The 16148-nt window shown below is 50.5% G+C and carries 17 protein-coding genes; 12 read left to right on the forward strand and 5 right to left on the reverse strand.

The window, feature by feature from the left end; genetic code table 11:
• Positions 1-13: 13 nt before the first annotated feature.
• From QOL74_RS03040 to cls, 3 genes are all read left to right on the forward strand, one after another.
• Positions 14-964 (forward strand): TDT family transporter, encoded by a 951-nt coding sequence (locus QOL74_RS03040; protein WP_283407967.1) that lies wholly within the window; start codon positions 14-16, stop codon positions 962-964.
• A gap of 189 nt (positions 965-1153) precedes the next feature.
• Complete coding sequence (thrC, locus tag QOL74_RS03045; protein WP_283407968.1) at positions 1154-2641, forward strand: threonine synthase; 1488 nt, start codon at positions 1154-1156, stop codon at positions 2639-2641.
• A 10-nt stretch (positions 2642-2651) separates the two neighbouring features.
• Positions 2652-4286 carry a cardiolipin synthase gene (gene cls, locus QOL74_RS03050; RefSeq protein ID WP_430383850.1) on the forward strand — a complete coding sequence of 545 codons (1635 nt, stop codon included), beginning with the start codon at positions 2652-2654 and terminating at the stop codon, positions 4284-4286.
• A 72-nt stretch (positions 4287-4358) separates the two neighbouring features.
• Here cls and QOL74_RS03055 read toward each other — a convergent pair whose 3' ends face one another.
• From QOL74_RS03055 to QOL74_RS03075, 5 genes are all read right to left on the reverse strand, one after another.
• Positions 4359-5678, reverse strand: coding sequence for a sensor histidine kinase (locus QOL74_RS03055; protein WP_283407969.1), 1320 nt, complete (start codon positions 5676-5678; stop codon positions 4359-4361).
• Positions 5675-6349 carry a response regulator transcription factor gene (locus tag QOL74_RS03060; RefSeq protein WP_283407970.1) on the reverse strand — a complete coding sequence of 225 codons (675 nt, stop codon included), beginning with the start codon at positions 6347-6349 and terminating at the stop codon, positions 5675-5677. Before QOL74_RS03060 ends, QOL74_RS03055 begins: the two co-directional genes overlap by 4 nt.
• A gap of 133 nt (positions 6350-6482) precedes the next feature.
• Positions 6483-7181: a zinc metallopeptidase gene (locus QOL74_RS03065; RefSeq protein WP_283407971.1), complete on the reverse strand. Its 699-nt coding sequence runs from the start codon at positions 7179-7181 to the stop codon at positions 6483-6485.
• 252 nt (positions 7182-7433) lie between these two features.
• Complete coding sequence (locus QOL74_RS03070) at positions 7434-8657, reverse strand: stalk domain-containing protein (RefSeq protein WP_283407972.1); 1224 nt, start codon at positions 8655-8657, stop codon at positions 7434-7436.
• A 314-nt stretch (positions 8658-8971) separates the two neighbouring features.
• Entirely contained in the window at positions 8972-9253 is a 282-nt protein-coding gene (locus QOL74_RS03075; protein ID WP_283407973.1) for a hypothetical protein, read from the reverse strand.
• Positions 9254-9362: 109 nt separating this feature from the next.
• Here QOL74_RS03075 and QOL74_RS03080 point away from each other — a divergent pair, with 109 nt between their 5' ends.
• The 9 genes from QOL74_RS03080 to QOL74_RS03120 all read left to right on the forward strand — a co-directional run bounded on the left by QOL74_RS03080 (position 9363) and on the right by QOL74_RS03120 (position 15847).
• Entirely contained in the window at positions 9363-10220 is an 858-nt protein-coding gene (locus tag QOL74_RS03080) for an MBL fold metallo-hydrolase (RefSeq protein ID WP_283407974.1), read from the forward strand.
• Positions 10221-10556: 336 nt separating this feature from the next.
• Positions 10557-10907, forward strand: coding sequence for a DUF5320 family protein (locus QOL74_RS03085; RefSeq protein ID WP_283407975.1), 351 nt, complete (start codon positions 10557-10559; stop codon positions 10905-10907).
• A gap of 13 nt (positions 10908-10920) precedes the next feature.
• Positions 10921-11298, forward strand: a complete 378-nt coding sequence (locus tag QOL74_RS03090; RefSeq protein WP_283407976.1) for a DUF134 domain-containing protein — start codon at positions 10921-10923, stop codon at positions 11296-11298.
• An 18-nt stretch (positions 11299-11316) separates the two neighbouring features.
• Positions 11317-11685, forward strand: a complete 369-nt coding sequence (locus QOL74_RS03095) for a NifB/NifX family molybdenum-iron cluster-binding protein (protein ID WP_283407977.1) — start codon at positions 11317-11319, stop codon at positions 11683-11685.
• 1 nt (position 11686) lies between these two features.
• Positions 11687-12529, forward strand: coding sequence for a nucleotide-binding protein (locus QOL74_RS03100; RefSeq protein WP_283407978.1), 843 nt, complete (start codon positions 11687-11689; stop codon positions 12527-12529).
• Positions 12526-13437 carry a nucleotide-binding protein gene (locus QOL74_RS03105; protein WP_283407979.1) on the forward strand — a complete coding sequence of 304 codons (912 nt, stop codon included), beginning with the start codon at positions 12526-12528 and terminating at the stop codon, positions 13435-13437. The genes QOL74_RS03100 and QOL74_RS03105 overlap by 4 nt, the downstream gene beginning before the upstream one ends.
• Positions 13421-14626: an iron-sulfur cluster carrier protein MrpORP gene (locus tag QOL74_RS03110; protein WP_283407980.1), complete on the forward strand. Its 1206-nt coding sequence runs from the start codon at positions 13421-13423 to the stop codon at positions 14624-14626. Before QOL74_RS03105 ends, QOL74_RS03110 begins: the two co-directional genes overlap by 17 nt.
• Before the next feature lie 167 nt (positions 14627-14793).
• Positions 14794-15369 (forward strand): CD3073 family putative ECF transporter S component, encoded by a 576-nt coding sequence (locus QOL74_RS03115; RefSeq protein WP_283407981.1) that lies wholly within the window; start codon positions 14794-14796, stop codon positions 15367-15369.
• The gene (locus QOL74_RS03120) at positions 15362-15847 is read left to right on the forward strand and encodes a CD3072 family TudS-related putative desulfidase (protein WP_283407982.1); all 486 of its coding nucleotides are present in this window, start codon (positions 15362-15364) and stop codon (positions 15845-15847) included. Before QOL74_RS03115 ends, QOL74_RS03120 begins: the two co-directional genes overlap by 8 nt.
• The last annotated feature ends 301 nt before the right edge of the window (positions 15848-16148 follow it).

Raw genomic sequence — 16148 nt, forward strand, 5'->3', positions numbered from 1 at the left:
GGAAGCGTGTGAGATGCTGTTGAAAAAAATACCTTTTCCCATGGCGGGTCTGATGCTGGGAATGGCGGGGCTGGGAAATCTGGTCGTATCCTACGGTGCCGGCTACCGATATGCCTTGGGAGCAGTGGCAACATTGATCATGGTGTTGCTCATCGCCAAAGCCTTTACAGACCTGGCAGCACTGAGAGAAGCCTTTGAACAGCCCCCGGTGGCCAGTGTGCTGCCCACCTTCAGTATGGGGATGGCGATTCTGTCGGTGTACCTCAGGCCTTTCCTTCCCCAGGGAGCGCTGGTCATGTGGTTTCTGGCACTACTGATTCACATGGTCCTTTTGGTCATCTTTACTAAGAAGTACGTGGTATCCTTTAAGATGATGAAAGTATTCCCCAGCTGGTTTATTGTCTATGTGGGACTGGCCTGCTTTAGTCTCACAGCCCCGGCCATGGGTCAGCTGGCCATTGGACAGGCATTGTTCTGGATTGCCTTTGCTGCTTATTTAATCCTGCTTCCTGTGGTGATTTTCAGGGTGGTGAAGGTGCGCCAGATTCCGGATCCGGCATTACCTTCCCTGGCGATCTTCACGGCTCCCAGCAGTCTGGCCCTGGCAGGTTACCTTAACAGCTTTCCTGAGAAAAACCTGGTGATCGTCGCTTTTCTGACAGCATGTACCTTCATCAGCTTCATCGGTGTCATGCTGGTGATGCCACGGCTGCTGAGGCTGCCCTTTTTCCCCAGCTTCTCCGCCTTCACCTTCCCTTTTGTCATTACGGGAATTGCACTGAAGGGAACCAATGGGTATCTGAGCCAGGCAGGCGTCGGCATTCCGACGCTTGGAGCCACCATCCCCATTTTTGAATTTTGGGCGGTGATGATGGTACTGTATGTGCTGTGGCAGTATCTGCAATTTTTAAGAAAGGCATTGATGCCGGCTCCTGCCCGGCCGCAAACAGAAAAAGCGATCTGATCAATATCTGCGTCCCACTGGTCAAAAACTGGTGGGGCGCTTTGCTTCGGTCATGCTTCCGCAGAAGGGGCTCTTTGTGTTACAATGATGGTTAACGGTTGGTGGCAGCAGACGGTGCTTTGTGGCAGTGTGCCACTGACAGATGGAGATTATAGCGGTAGAAGCAGAAAGAAATGGAGATGGTGATAAATGCATTATGTGAGCACACGGGGCGGGTCAGAAAAGCTGACAGCCGCTCAGGCAATCATCAGGGGGATTGCGGGAAACCGCGGCCTTTTTGTGCCGGAGATGTTTCCTTCATTACCGGAAAGCTTCACCGACTGGACAGTACTGCCATATCAGGAAGTGGCTGTGCGTGTACTGCAGTCTTTTCTGGATGATTACCCGGCTGAAGTATTGGATAGCTGCGTGAAAAGTGCCTACGATGACAAGTTTGCAGCGACTGAAGTGGCACCTCTGATACAGGTGGGAGAAACCTGTTTTTTAGAGTTGTACCACGGCCGCACGGCTGCTTTTAAAGATATGGCCCTGTCATTATTGCCTCATCTGCTGACAGCAGCGCTGAAGCAGGAAGATGAACAGCAGCAAATTGCCATTTTAACCGCCACCTCCGGTGATACCGGCAAGGCGGCGCTGGAAGGCTTTGCGGATGTGCCTGGAACCCAGATTGTGGTGCTTTATCCCCATGTGGGAGTTAGTCAGGTGCAGGAACGGCAAATGACCACCCAGGAAGGTGCCAACACCCATGTCTTCGGGATCAGAGGAAACTTTGACGATGCTCAAAGAGCGGTCAAAAAACTCTTCAATGATGAAGCGGCGGCTCAGAAGCTTGCAGTTTCAGGCATTCGATTCTCTTCAGCCAACTCCATTAACATTGGGCGGTTGGTTCCTCAGGTGGCCTATTATGTGTGGGCGTACCTGCAGATGTTGAAGCAGGAGATTCTGAAGCCGGGAGAAGCCATGAACGTTGTTGTTCCCACTGGTAACTTTGGCAACATCCTGGCGGCCTGGTATGCCCGTGAGATGGGCCTGCCAGTGAACCGGCTGATCTGTGCTTCCAATCGAAACAACGTGCTCACCGATTTTATCAACACCGGCACCTACGACACCCGCCGGGATTTTCACATAACCTCTTCGCCTTCCATGGATATTTTGGTTTCCAGTAATTTGGAGCGTCTCCTCTATCATCTGTCAGGCAATGACAGCGTACAGGTGAAGGGATTAATGCAGGCGCTGGAAACAGAGGGACACTACATGGTCAGTGACACCATCAGACGTGGATTGGAACCTTTTTATGCCGGGTTTGCTGATGAGGCGGAAACCCGGGATGCCATTGCCGCGCTGTATCACAAGCACCGGTACCTCGTGGACCCACATACTGCCGTGGCTCATAAAGTGTATGCGGATTACCGGAAAGAGACAGGCGATCACACGCCCACAGTGATTGCTGCCACTGCCAGTGCTTACAAGTTTGCCGATACGGTGACAGAAGCCCTGTGGGGAACATCACTGGCGGATGGTTTTGCGGCTGTCAAGGAACTGCATCTGAAAACGGGTGTTCCCATACCTGCCGGATTGAAAGGCCTGGAAGAGAAACCCGTTCGTCACAAAACAACACTGGATCAATCAGGAATTGAAACAGCAGTGCTCGATGCGCTGAAAGGATCACAACCATAAGGAGTGGCCTATGAGTGATTTGAAACGGCAAACCAAAACCACCCTTCAAAAAATAATGATGCCCCGCACTTTCTTTCTGCTGGTGTCAGTATTGGGCCAACTGGTGATTCTAATTGCTGTCATCAGTCGTTTCAATGAGTACTTTGCTTTGTTCTATGCATTCAGTCTGGTACTGAGCCTGGTGGCGTTTTTGTGGGTGGTGAACAGCCGCATCAACCCTGCCTATAAAATCGCCTGGATCATCCCCATCATGCTGTTTCCCATTTTTGGCGGGCTTTTCTACCTCTTTTTGGGAAGAAGCAAAATGAGCCGCCGAAGAGCGGAGAAAATGAAGGCTCACGAGGCAAAAGTCAAAGAGGCCATGAAAGCGCATGAACCGGAAACCATGCGGTGCCTGCAGGCAATGGAAGCACATCATATTGAAGCGGCAGTCCAGTCCCGGTATATTGCCAATTATGGCGGGTACCCTCCCTATGAAAAAGTGGCGGGAGAATACCTTTCCATTGGAGAATTAAAGTTTCAGCGCCTTCTCAGTGAGCTGAAAAAAGCGGAACGGTTCATTTTTATGGAATACTTCATCATCGAAGAAGGGGTTATGTGGAACCAGATTCTGGCAGTGCTGAAAGAAAAGGCGGCTCAGGGAGTGGATGTGAGGCTGATTTATGACGATATGGGATGCCTGTTCACGCTTCCAAGAGACTACCACCGGCATCTGGAGACCATGGGCATTCAATGTGGTGTCTTTAATCCACTGATTCCCGTGCTTTCTTTACGCATGAACCATCGGGACCACCGAAAAATCACGGTGATTGACGGCCATACCGGTTTCACCGGGGGCATCAATCTGGCAGACGAGTACATCAATGAAATTGTGAAATATGGTCATTGGAAAGACACGGCGATTATGATCAAAGGGCCGGCTGTCTGGAATCTGACAGTCATGTTTCTGGCCATGTGGGATTATCTGAAAGGATTGGATGAGGATTTTTTCCAGTTTCATCCGGCGGCCCATCACCATGCTCACAATGATTATAATGAAACAGTGGTGGAAGACAGCACAGACAGACCCGGCCCGGTCGCAGATGATCTGCCGGAAACTGGTTTTGTACAACCCTTTGCCGACAGCCCTTTGGACGATGAACCAGTGAGTGAAACCGTCTACCTGAATATGATTTACAAGGCAAAAAAATCGGTTTATATCACCACCCCCTATCTCATTATTGCCAATGAAATGGTGACGGCTCTCTGTGCGGCTGCCAAGGGCGGGGTGGATGTGCGGATCATTACTCCCCATAAGTGGGACAAGTGGTATGTGCATGTGGTCACCCGCACCTACTATCGGGTGTTAGTGGAAAGTGGTGTGAAGATTTATGAGTACACCCCTGGGTTCATGCATGCCAAGACTTTTGTGGTGGATGATCTTTATGGGGTGGTGGGCACCATCAATATGGATTACCGCAGCCTCTATCTCCATTTTGAGTGTGGTGTCTGGCTCTACCATACGCCAAGTGTGAAGGAGCTGACCCATGATTTCCTGGATACACTGAAGGTATGCCATCAAGTGACCATGAAGGATTTTCAGCAGGTGCGCTGGTACACCACCCTGCTGGGATCGGTACTGCGGGTTTTTGCCCCCATGCTGTAACTGGTTGAAGGGACAGAAAAAAGCCTTTTCGCTCATGATCACATGAGGAAAGGGCTTTTTTGTCTGGTGGTTTTAATCGTTTTCAGTGGGGATAGGAAGATCAACGGTGAAACAGGTGCCTTCGCCCGGCTGACTGGTGACTTGAATGGTCCCATTGTGAAGATCCAGAATTCGCTTTACCAGAGGTAAGCCCAGACCGCTGCCCTCAGAAGAATGGGCGGCGTCTCCCTGATAGAACTTCTCAAAAATACGGGGGATGGTCTGCTGATCCATGCCGGCTCCCTGATCTTCCAGGGTGACACGAATGCCGCCTGCGATATGTTCCAGGGCAACACTGATCAAACCGCCTTGGCGGGAGAATTTGATGGCATTGCCAATGAGATTGATCCATACCTGCTGCAGCAGTTCTTCGTCGCCGGGATAACGGGCGCGGTCCAGCTGAATGTCCCATTCGATGGCTTTTTTCTCCCATTCCGGCTCCAGCAGCAGAATGCACTTGCGGATCTGTTCATCCAGGTAAAAGAGGTCTTTCCGGCTGACAATTTCCTGATTTTCCAGTTTGGACAGTCGGATAATATTACTGGAAAGGTGGGAGAGGCGGGCACTTTCTTCCACAATAATGCGGGTATATTCATCCCGTTCCGAATCAGAAAGATTTCCCTTTTGAAGCAGGCGGGCAAATCCCTGAATGGAGGCGATGGGGGTTTTAAACTCGTGGGAGACACTGGCAATGAAATCTTTATGCAGGTACTCCATGTGTTTCAGCTCCCGGGCCATCCTGTTAAAGTTCTGTGTCAGCTGACCCAGCTCATCATGACTTTCAGTTGCAAGCTGAATATCAAAGTGACCCCGGGCGATTTCCTTGGTGGCAGCATTCAGCTGAATAATGGGCCTGACGATCCGGCGGGCCAGCACACTGGCCAATACTGCACCAATGGCCACGTAAATCAGGGCAGAGCGCCAGCTGCGGGAGGCAGCAATGCCATAAGTGGTGTTTTGGGGACGCAGGCGGATTTGCACCACCGTGTCACCAATCTTTAGCAGGGTGGTGGTGCCATGAAAAGGGCGCTCACCCATGAAAATAGACTCGCCGGGAGGCAGCTGATCCGGTGGCTTTGGCAGTTGTGCCAATGAATCGGCATCCCGGAGAGGCTCGGCGTCATACATGAAGGTGGAGGCAATCTGAAGAATTTCCTCCAGGCTCAGGTCTGTACGAGCCTCCAGTTCCAAAATAGTGCGGGCGATGGCTTGCTGGTTCAATCGAATTTCATTCTCCACATTGTAGGCAAAAATCATGGAGGCAATGAATGAAACCAAAGAAGAAACCATGATGAGGGCTGTAAAAAACAGTACTAATTTCACGGTGATTTTTCGCAGGGTTAAAGACCTCATACCCGTTTCTCCGCTTTATATCCCAATCCCCGCACTGTTACCAGCTCAAACTCCGGATAGTGGGAAAAACGTTCCCGGAGCCGTTTAATATGCACATCCACGGTGCGTTCATCGCTCTCCGCATCAAGTCCCCAGATCTCGTCCATCAATTGCTGACGGGTGAAGATCTGACGGGGGTAACTGAGCAGCTTAAACAGTAGATAGAACTCCTTCTTAGGCAGGGTCTCAGATTCATTTTCCCGGGACACAGTCAGTGTGTCGTACTCCAGGGTCACAGCACCGATGGTGAGACGGTGTTCGTTCATAATGCGGGATCTTCGTAAAAGGGCGGCTACCCGCAACATCATTTCGTCCATATCAATGGGCTTCACCATGTAATCGTCGGTGCCTGATGAAAAACCTTTCTTTTTGTCATCCAGTGTGTCTTTGGCCGTTACCATGAGAATAGGCAGCTGATAGTCAGCTCGCCGCAAAGAACTGGTGAGTTCATAGCCGTTCATTTCCGGCATCATGATATCACTGATGATTAAATCAACGTGGTTCGTATCCAACAAATCCAGCGCTTCCCGGCCATCCCGGGCACAAAGCACTTCATAGCCGTTCTGCTTTAAAACGGCAGCCATGAGCTTTTGCAAATTCTTATCATCTTCGGCAACCAGTATGGTAAACATGGGCATCACTCCATTGGGATGAATTCGTACTACTATACATATAACATGAAGGTGCCAGGCCGTCAAACCGGGGGGTACCGGCTGATGGCCTGGCTATGTCAAGGAGGGTGAGCGGTGTTAACAATTCAAGATTTCAACGCCGGTTTCGAATCAACAGCAGGCGTAGCAGCTGAGCAATGCCTGCCGCCATGGCGGCTACATAGGTGAGGGCAGCGGCATTCAGTACTTTTTTGGCGCCGATGGTTTCTTCTGTGGTGATAAATCCATTGGTATCCAACAGGTGAAGCGCCCGGTTGCTGGCATTGAACTCCACCGGCAGGGTGATAATCTGAAACAATACGGCAGCTGCAAAAAGGAGAATCCCCACATCCATCAAACCCGCAAAAGCAGGCAGGATCAAGCCGATGATGATAAAGAACCAGGCGGCAGAAGAACCGAATCGGGCAATGGGGAACACCAGATTGCGAAGGTTCAGCGGCACGTATCCTTCATCATGCTGAATGGCATGGCCCACTTCATGGGCGGCCACACTGACAGCCGCAATGGAATTTCCCTGATACACCTCTCCGGAAAGACGCAGCACCCGCTGGGTGGGATCATAGTGGTCGCTTAGCTGCCCCTGGGAGACTTCAATGGGAACATCCTTCAACTGATGGTCATCCAGAAGAATGCGGGCCACCTGGGCACCGGTATAACCTTTACGGGTATTGACCCGAAGGTACTTTGAAAAACTGGATTTCACTTTTCCCTGGGCATACAGGGTCAGGAGAATGGTGGGGATTAATATGATGATGGTGGGGTCAAATCCCCAAAAACCAAATGGATAGAACATGGTATTTCCTCCCTTGAACAATCTGGCTGATGACCTTTCACGACCTTCATGACTGCAACTGCACTTGCACTTGCAATTGAAAGTGCAGTAATGGCGTCGTGGATGATTAACTGTTACATTGATTTTAGAATGGTTAAATGAACCTTGAATGAACTGGAGATGAACTCACTGTGAACTTTTCATTTTCACATATGTGTCAATCGGGCACGAAAAAACGGAGCTTCGAAAAGCTCCGCAGGGATCGGTGTGAATCTATTGGCGGGAGAGGGGTTCGTTGACGGTGATGTGGCCGGCGAGGGTTTCGACGATTTCGCCTTCCACCAGGATCTGAACTGCATCAATCTCCGGCAATTGCACCAGGGTCCAGACGATGGAGTTCACCAGCACTCCCTCAGCCTCGGCACCCACATTGGCCTGGGTGATTTCCCGGGAAAAATTGACGTTGGCCAGGCCGTCACTTACAGATATGTTCAGCACCTTTGCATTCCGTGGAATCACACGGGTAAGGTCAGCTGATTCAGGACCTGCCAGTAAAACGGCCAACAGGTCATCGGGTGTCAGGTCTTTCGTCTGAAACAGCCGGGATTCGCCTTCTGTGAGAAACGCGGTGTCAGTGACCCGCATAAAATACAGGGTGACTTCCCGGGTGCCGCGGCGCAGCTCACGGATGGTGCCAGTGATATCGGTGATACCATCGGCATCAAACCGAATCAGCTGAGCCGGATAGGTGAGGGCCTGGGTGACCATGTCTTCCGGGGCGGGCATTTCCAGTTCGGCTTCCAGAACAGCTTCGCCAGCGGCTTCCTCTCGCAGGCTCAAAACCTCCATGCGATAGCCCCCTGTGCTGCGCTCGCCGCCTGCAGCCATCAGAAATACGGTGCCGCTGTCAATATCCCGTTCAACGTGAATCCCCATGGTCATGCGGTGGCTATCCACCCAGGCAGAGAGACCGGGGATTTCTGCCAACTGGCTTTCATTGACCACCGTGAAGGGAATGCTGCGGGGTTGAAAAGGGATTTCCTGGGTTGTCACACGGACCATACGGTTCACCTCATCCCATCGTACATTAGCCTGTAACGTTTCAGAGACAAATCGAAGGGGTACCAGAGTGCGTCCTTCCAGAATCCGGGCAGGAACCTGGAGCTGGATCAGGGCATCATTGAAAGCGGCCTGTGCACTGTCGATGGTGAGTACAACCCTGTCTGAGTGGTGTTCAATGATCACCTGGCGGTTTTCTGGCTGCCACTGAACTTCAGCCCCCAGGGCACGCATCAGGGGAGCCACGGGTACCAGTACCCGGCCAGCTTCAATCACAGGAGCCACATCCATGGCCAACGGTTCTCCGTCAATTTCAATAGCGACGCTGGGCTGGGCAGATACTGAGAAAGGCAGGGCAAGCATTATTAAAATGAGCATGGTTGTCAGACAGGCAGACAGCAGCTGTTTGTGTTGAAAGGGTTTTAAATCATACAGCATTGTTCTCACTCCTCTTCAGCAGGGTTATGTGTTCGCTGCGTCATTATATATTTTTCATCCTTGCTCTATATTAAGACGGCGACCACTACATTAGGTTTCATATCCCATTTTAATTGTTTTACTCACGCGAATTGTCATCGCAAAATCAATATGAAGGAATGAAAAGCCTTACAATCAACCATGCTATCATCAAGAAGATAAAAAATATGCATTGATATTGGAAAGAATAAGGTGATTATCCGGTTGAAGAAAGCGCGCTTCGGGTATGAAGGGTATGTGATATGATGAAGAGGGGAGTGACCTTAAAGATTTGATCAAAGACCCGCTTCATTTCGTTTCCACAGGAAGAGACCACGAAACAGGCCAATGGTACAACCTCCGACAAAGGCAATGAGATATAGTGTCAGGTAGTCTGCCAAAACATAGTCCCGAATCGGCTGGTAAAAAAACAGGCTGCCCACAAAGGGGCCGGCGAAGCAGGCAAGACCCATAAAAAGAGTGGATTGGCCGACGAATTTTCTTTTTCCCATCTGTCGTTTGATATGCCATTGGGGGCGGCGTACTGGCTTTCTGGGTTTCTCGAGATGCTTTTTCATCAAGTCCCTCCTTCACAAGCTTCTGTTCAATCAGACGTAGAGGATGGAAGAAAGTTTCATTAAACCGGCGCAGGTGGAGCGGCGGAAACAACAGACAGGAGATGATCGGATGCGTTGTGTGACACTGCTTGAAAATAGCGCTTTAACCGATGACCTTGGAGCAGAACACGGGTTGAGTCTATATATTGAAAGTGATGATTTTCACCTTCTTTTTGATATGGGTGCCACGGGACTCTATGCCGAGAACGCCAAAAAGATGGGAATTGACCTGGGATCTGTGGACGCGGCAGTGATTTCACATGGTCATCATGATCATGGTGGCGGGCTGGCAGCCTTTTTAAGAATCAATGATCAGGCCCGTGTCTACGTGAACCGGTATGCTTTTAACCAGCATTTTGCAAAAGATGGGGAAGGCAATACAAAATATATTGGGTTGGATGAACATCTGCAGCATCATGAAAGGTTAATTTTTACCGGAGAGGAACAGGTCATTCGGGAAGGGTTTTCTCTTTTTGCCGGAGCTTCCGGTGAAGGGTTTCGACCTTCCGGCAATGAATCCTTGTTGATGGAACAGGGCAACGAGTTGGTGGCGGATGTTTTTGCCCATGAACAGAGTCTGGTCATTCGAGAGGTTTCGAAAGATGTTGATTCACAGGGTAAGCCATCAGAAAAATTAATTATGATAGCCGGTTGTGCACACCAGGGGATTGACAGGATTTTCAATCATTTCAAGAGCAAATGGGGCCGTTATCCAGATATTGCCATTGGCGGTTTTCATTTACACAACCGAGCCACCGGAGCCAGTGAATCGCCGGAACGGATCCGGGAGCTGGCGGCATTCCTCATGGAAACAGGGGCTGTATTCTACACAGGACACTGTACCGGTGAAGAAGCCTATCAACTACTGAAAGAAATCATGGGCGACCGGATTCACTATCTTGCCGGCGGCAGTGATATATCCTTGTAGAAGCTGACGACCATATGAGCATTACCGCACTTATAGTGTTGATTCATCTTGTTCAAAATCATATCATTTGAAAACCGCTGATTCCCGGCGGTTTTTTTGATGTATGGGATTGAACAGTCCACCCAATCTCAAGATAAAGTGTTTGCGAGGGCTGTTGTTTTGATTTCCTGCCATCACATTACCTTCTAAACGGTTCACTGAAAAGCCGGTGCTTTTCCTCAAACAGTTATTGACATATGTTCAATATAGGTGTAAACTGAAGTTGTAAAGAACATATGTCAATAACGGCGTATGTAATCGAAAAGGAACACTGAATCAATATGAGGAGGGTAAAATATGCCAGGAAGAGATGGAACAGGCCCTGGTGGTCAGGGACCCATGATGGGATGGGGAAATGGCTTCTGCAAGACTTTTCGCCCGTTGGGAATGGGTCGTGGGGTTAGGCGTGGCGGAATGGGAATGGGGAGAGGACCGGTTTTTGGTCCCGGCGTTCCAGCAGGCACCAAATACGGATGCGGCAGAGGCTATGGCGGTTATGGTCCCTTTTGGGGAACCGGAGAAACGCCTGAAGAACAGGCAGCACAGTCGCAATGGACCAGAGAAGCTTTAAAAGAACAACGTGAGTGGCTGAAAAAACGCCTTGACATCGTTGAAATGCAATTGGACAATGGAACAAACGATGAATAAGAGGTGAAGAGACATGCCAAGACCCCGAAAATGGCGCCGGGTCTGCCAGCTGCCGGAAAGTGATTTATTCGGACCGCAGCAGGACCAGCGACCGGGACGAAAGATTCTCAGTATGACTGTGGAGGAATATGAAACCATTCGATTGATTGACTTGGAAGGACTCACCCAGGAGGCGTGTGCAGATCGCATGGAAGTGGCCAGGACCACGGTGCAGCGCATCTATAATGATGCCCGCAAAAAACTAGCAGCTTCATTGGTGGAAGGTCATTTGCTGAAAATAGAGGGTGGTGACTACAAACTGTGTGATGAGGTTGATCAGCAGATGGGTTGCGGCCGGTGCCGACGACACCGGTTTGGCCAGGTGTCTCAACAGGGGTCGCCATCAGAATGAACATGGGAGGAATCACATATGAAAATTGCTGTCCCGGCAGACGGGAGTAATCTGGAAAAAGCGGTGAGCCTGTCTTTTGGCCGGGCACCCTATTACCTTATACATGACAATACTACAAAGCAGTCTGAGGTGTTAGACAATGAAGCGGCCACCAGTCAGGGCGGTACTGGGATTCAGGCGGCCCAGTTTCTGGTGGACCAGGGAGTGAAAGCTGCCATTGTTCCCCGATGCGGAAAAAATGCAGCAGAGGTACTTCGGGCTGCAGGAATCGAGCTTTATCAGTGCCAGCCAGGCTCAGTCCAACATAATCTGGATGCACTGGCAGGCGGAGAACTATCATTATTGGAAGCAATTCATCCCGGACTTCACCGACACGGAGGCCGGTAATATGAAACTGGCAGTTCTAAGCGGTAAGGGCGGTGCAGGAAAAACGCTGATGGCAGTGAATCTGGCTGTGGTGGCTTCTCCGGCACTTTATGTGGACTGTGATGTGGAGGAGCCCAACGGCCATTTATTCCTAAAACCGGGTGCCATCAGGGAAGTGCCTGTGAAAGTGAAAGTTCCCCGTGTTTTGCATGAAGAATGTGATGGCTGTCGGGCGTGTGTGGATTTTTGTCGTTTTCATGCTCTGGCATACACCAATAAGGTGATTGTTTTTGACGAAGTGTGCCATGCTTGTGGCGGATGCGCCTTGGTGTGTCCCCAAAAGGCCATCATGGAAACCGACCGGATCATTGGCAGAATGGAAAAAGGGGTTTCGGGTGTTCAAAAAAAGCTGGAGGTCTTCACCGGTTTCCTGAACCCGGGAGAAGCCGCCGGTACTCCCGTTATTCGCAGTCTGTTGAAGGAACTGCCGGAAACAACCCTGACAGTGATCGACTGCCCGCCGGGGAGTGCCTGCAGTGTGATGGAAAGCATTCAGGAAGCGGACTTCTGCCTGTTGGTGGCCGAACCCACCCGGTTTGGCCGGGACAACCTGGAAATGGTGCATCAATTGGTGAAACTGTTTCATAAACCCCATGGACTGGTACTGAATAAAACCACCAGCGGAGCAAATCCGTCGGAGGATTATGCCAACACCAACGCTCTTCCCATTTTGGGGCGACTTTCTCATGATCGGCATTTGGGCGAGATGCATGCCAACGGAAAAGTGGTCGCTCAGGTGGATTCGCACTATCGGAAGTGGTTTGAAACACTGCTCTGCCGGGTGAAACAGGAGGTGCTGCAATGAAACAATTGTTGATCCTCAGCGGAAAAGGCGGCACAGGAAAAACCACAGTGGCCACCGCGTTGATTCAACTGGCAGCCGCTGTGGCCTGTGCAGATTGTGATGTGGATGCGCCAAATCTGCATCTCCTGATGAACCGTGGTGATTTTCCCCAAGCAGAAGATTTTTACGGACTTGACAAGGCAGCGATCGACACCACCCGGTGTGTTGCCTGTGGCATATGTGCAAGCCGTTGCCGATTTGAAGCCATTGAAAGCACTCCGGTCTATCGGGTTAACAATTTTGCATGTGAAGGCTGTGGCGTCTGTGTCCATGTGTGCCCCACCCATGCTGTCACCATGACACCTGCAAAGGCGGGGAACTTAATGACCTATCATCAGCAACCTGTTTTCGCCACGGCCAGATTAAAAATGGGCAGCGGCAACTCTGGAATGCTGGTGACAGCAGTGAAAAAACGGATGAAGGAGTCAGTAGAAAAAGAATCCTTTCATCAGTCTTCGGAGGCATTGGCGGTGATTGATGGCTCGCCCGGGATCGGTTGTCCGGTGATTGCCTCCATCACCGGTGTGGATCTGGTACTGGTGGTGGCAGAGCCTTCCCTTTCCGGCATCAGTGATCTAAAGCGGGTGGTGGAAACCGCCCGGGGACTGAACACCCACCTCTCAGTGTGCATAAATCAGTGGAACATCAGCCCTGAAAACACCAACATCATTGAAGAATGGTGCATTTTGCAGTGCATTCCGGTGCTGGGACGTATCCCCTATGACCCTGAGGTGGTGACTGCCATCAATGATGGCAAGAGTATTGTGGAAGTCAGCTGTGCTGCCGGTGAAGCGGTGGCGTTGATTTATGAAAAACTGGTAAGGCATCTTAATCAACTGGAGGCGACAGGAAATGAACGAAACATGTGACCAAAGCTGTGGCAGCTGCAACGAAGCCTGTGATGAAAGAAAAACCCCTTATGATATGAAAGAACAGCCTCATGCCGGCAGTCAGATTCAAAAAGTGATTGGGGTGGTGAGCGGAAAGGGCGGTGTGGGAAAATCACTGGTCACATCACTCTTGGCGGTGAGCATGAACCGGCGGGGGTACCGAACGGCGATTCTTGACGCCGATGTCACCGGGCCCTCTATTCCCAAGGCTTTTGGAATTACGGGGAAGGCCATGGGCAGTGAAAACGGCATTTTTCCCATTACCAGTGAGACCGGCATCAAATTGATGTCCATTAACCTGTTGCTTCCCAATGACACTGACCCTGTTGTGTGGCGTGGTCCGCTCATTGCAGGTACCGTGAAACAGTTTTGGACAGATGTGATCTGGGGTGAGGTGGACTACCTCTTTGTGGACATGCCGCCGGGAACGGGGGATGTTCCACTAACGGTGTTCCAGTCACTTCCTGTTGACGGCATTGTCATCGTCACATCACCCCAGGAACTGGTTTCCATGATTGTTGAAAAGGCTGTGCGCATGGCAGAGATGATGCAGATTCCCGTACTGGGACTGGTGGAAAACATGTCCTGGTTCCAGTGTCCAACATGTGACACACGGCATTATCCTTTTGGGGAAAGCCATTTGGATATGCTGGCCCGCCGCCATGGACTAAAGCTGCTGGCCAGTCTCCCCATTGATCCTGCTGTGGCAGCGGCCTGTGACCAGGGAGCCATTGAAAAAGTGGCGGGAGAGTGGTTGGAAGATCTTGGAAATCACTTGGAGAGAGCAGATCAAAAAGAAGGAGTGAATGGAATGAAAATAGCGGTTGCCAGTGACGGAACTCAAGTATCCGGCCATTTTGGCCATTGTGAGGCTTTTCATATCTTTGAAACCAATACAGATCAGGTGATTCATGAAGAGCGGGTGGCTAATCCCGGTCACCGGCCAGGTTTTCTGCCCCAGTTTCTTCACGAGCAGGGGGTGAATGTCATTGTCTCCGGTGGTATGGGCGGCGGCGCGGTGGATCTCTTCCGTGAAAACGGCATTGAAGTGGTGACGGGAGCTGTGGGTGAAGCCCGGGAAGTAGTGTCGCTATACCTGCAGGGAAAACTGGATTCCACAGGTTCTGTGTGTCATGAGCATGCCCACGAGGGTACCTGTGGTCATTAAAGAGTGTGAAGTTCTGATGAATCAGACGCAAAATAATTTGATTTATTAATGAAAAAACAAAAATCCATTTAAATATTCAATTTTACTCCCTGAAGCGAACATGCCATAATGAAGGCGGTATCATACCGCCATCACCGATGGCAATTCATTGAAGGGAGTTTTGATTCATGTCCTCATCACCTTTTCGTTCCACCCGGGCGATGGTTCTGGCCTCCATGGGAATCGTTGTCAACATTGTTTTGGGAACCATTGTATCAACGCTTCAAATTCCCCTGCTCTTTTTGGACACCATGGGAACCATATTGGTGGCAGCGGTGCTGGGTCCTCTGGCAGGTGCCATGACCGGCGGGCTCACCAATATCATTCAGGGAGCCATCACCAATCCCCGTACCATCCCCTTTGCGCTGGTGAACATTGTCATTGGCGTAATTGTGGGGCTGGTGGTCCGGCGCTTTCGTTTTGACCTGAAAACAGCGGTGATCACCGGCCTAGTGTTGGCCGTTGTGGCCCCCCTCATTGGCACGCCCATCTCAGTTCTGATGTTTGGCGGCCTGACCGGCGGCGGCACCGACATTATGGTGGCCTGGCTATTGGCCAGCGGGCAACGCATTTTCACGGCGGCGTTTATTCCCAGGGTAACGGGAAACCTGGTTGATAAGGTGGCCAGCTGTGTGCTGGTGGCACTTATGTTGAAGTATGTACCGCGGGATCTTTTTACCACCCGGGCGGTGGATCATGATTAAGCGAAAAAAACAACTGTTGTTGGTGGCGCATTGCGTTCTGAATCAGAATGCGGTGATTCGTGACTGGGAACGGGCCCAGGGCGGGTTCAACCAACTGGTGCAGGCGATGCTGGCAGAAAACCTGGGAATCATACAGCTTCCCTGTCCCGAATTTACTTTCTCAGGTGAAGGCAGGCCGCCCCGTACAAAGGATGAATACAATACGCCTGCCTACCGCACCTTATGCAGGCGATTGGCCCAGCCGGTGGTGGAACAGGCGAAGGAGTATCAACGCCAGGGGTATATAGTCAGGGGTCTGGTGGGAATCGGCGAAAGCCCTTCCTGTGACACCTTGGGTAACAGGGGTATTTTCATGGAAGAGTTACTGGCCATGATGTCGGAGGCAAGGGTAGAGCTGAAGACATTCGATGTTCCTGAAGACTATCTTGAAGGTCATGGGGAAAAGGCGCTTCTGGAGTTTGATTGCTTTATCAAATAAGAAGTGTTGATAAAATAAACCATGAACAGCAAAGGGATCTGATTGGGCGACAACGCTCATCAGGTCCCTTTTGCATGAAAGGATAATGATAGACGATACAACAAGTGGACTGACTTCAAGGGAGCAGATGTCAGTTCCAAAATGTGACGCCAGTTGAAATAAACGGCAAAAAATCAGAAAAATAAAATTATTAAAAAATCTTGACACGGGAATGAAATCAGACTAAAATAAAGTTAGTTAATGCTAACGAACTAAAAATGGATATTGGTGGAGTTAAGTAAACCTTGATGTCCATTTGAAA

The organism is Anoxynatronum buryatiense (assembly GCF_900182905.1).
GTDB classification, from domain to species: Bacteria; Bacillota; Clostridia; order Peptostreptococcales; family Tindalliaceae; genus Anoxynatronum; species Anoxynatronum buryatiense.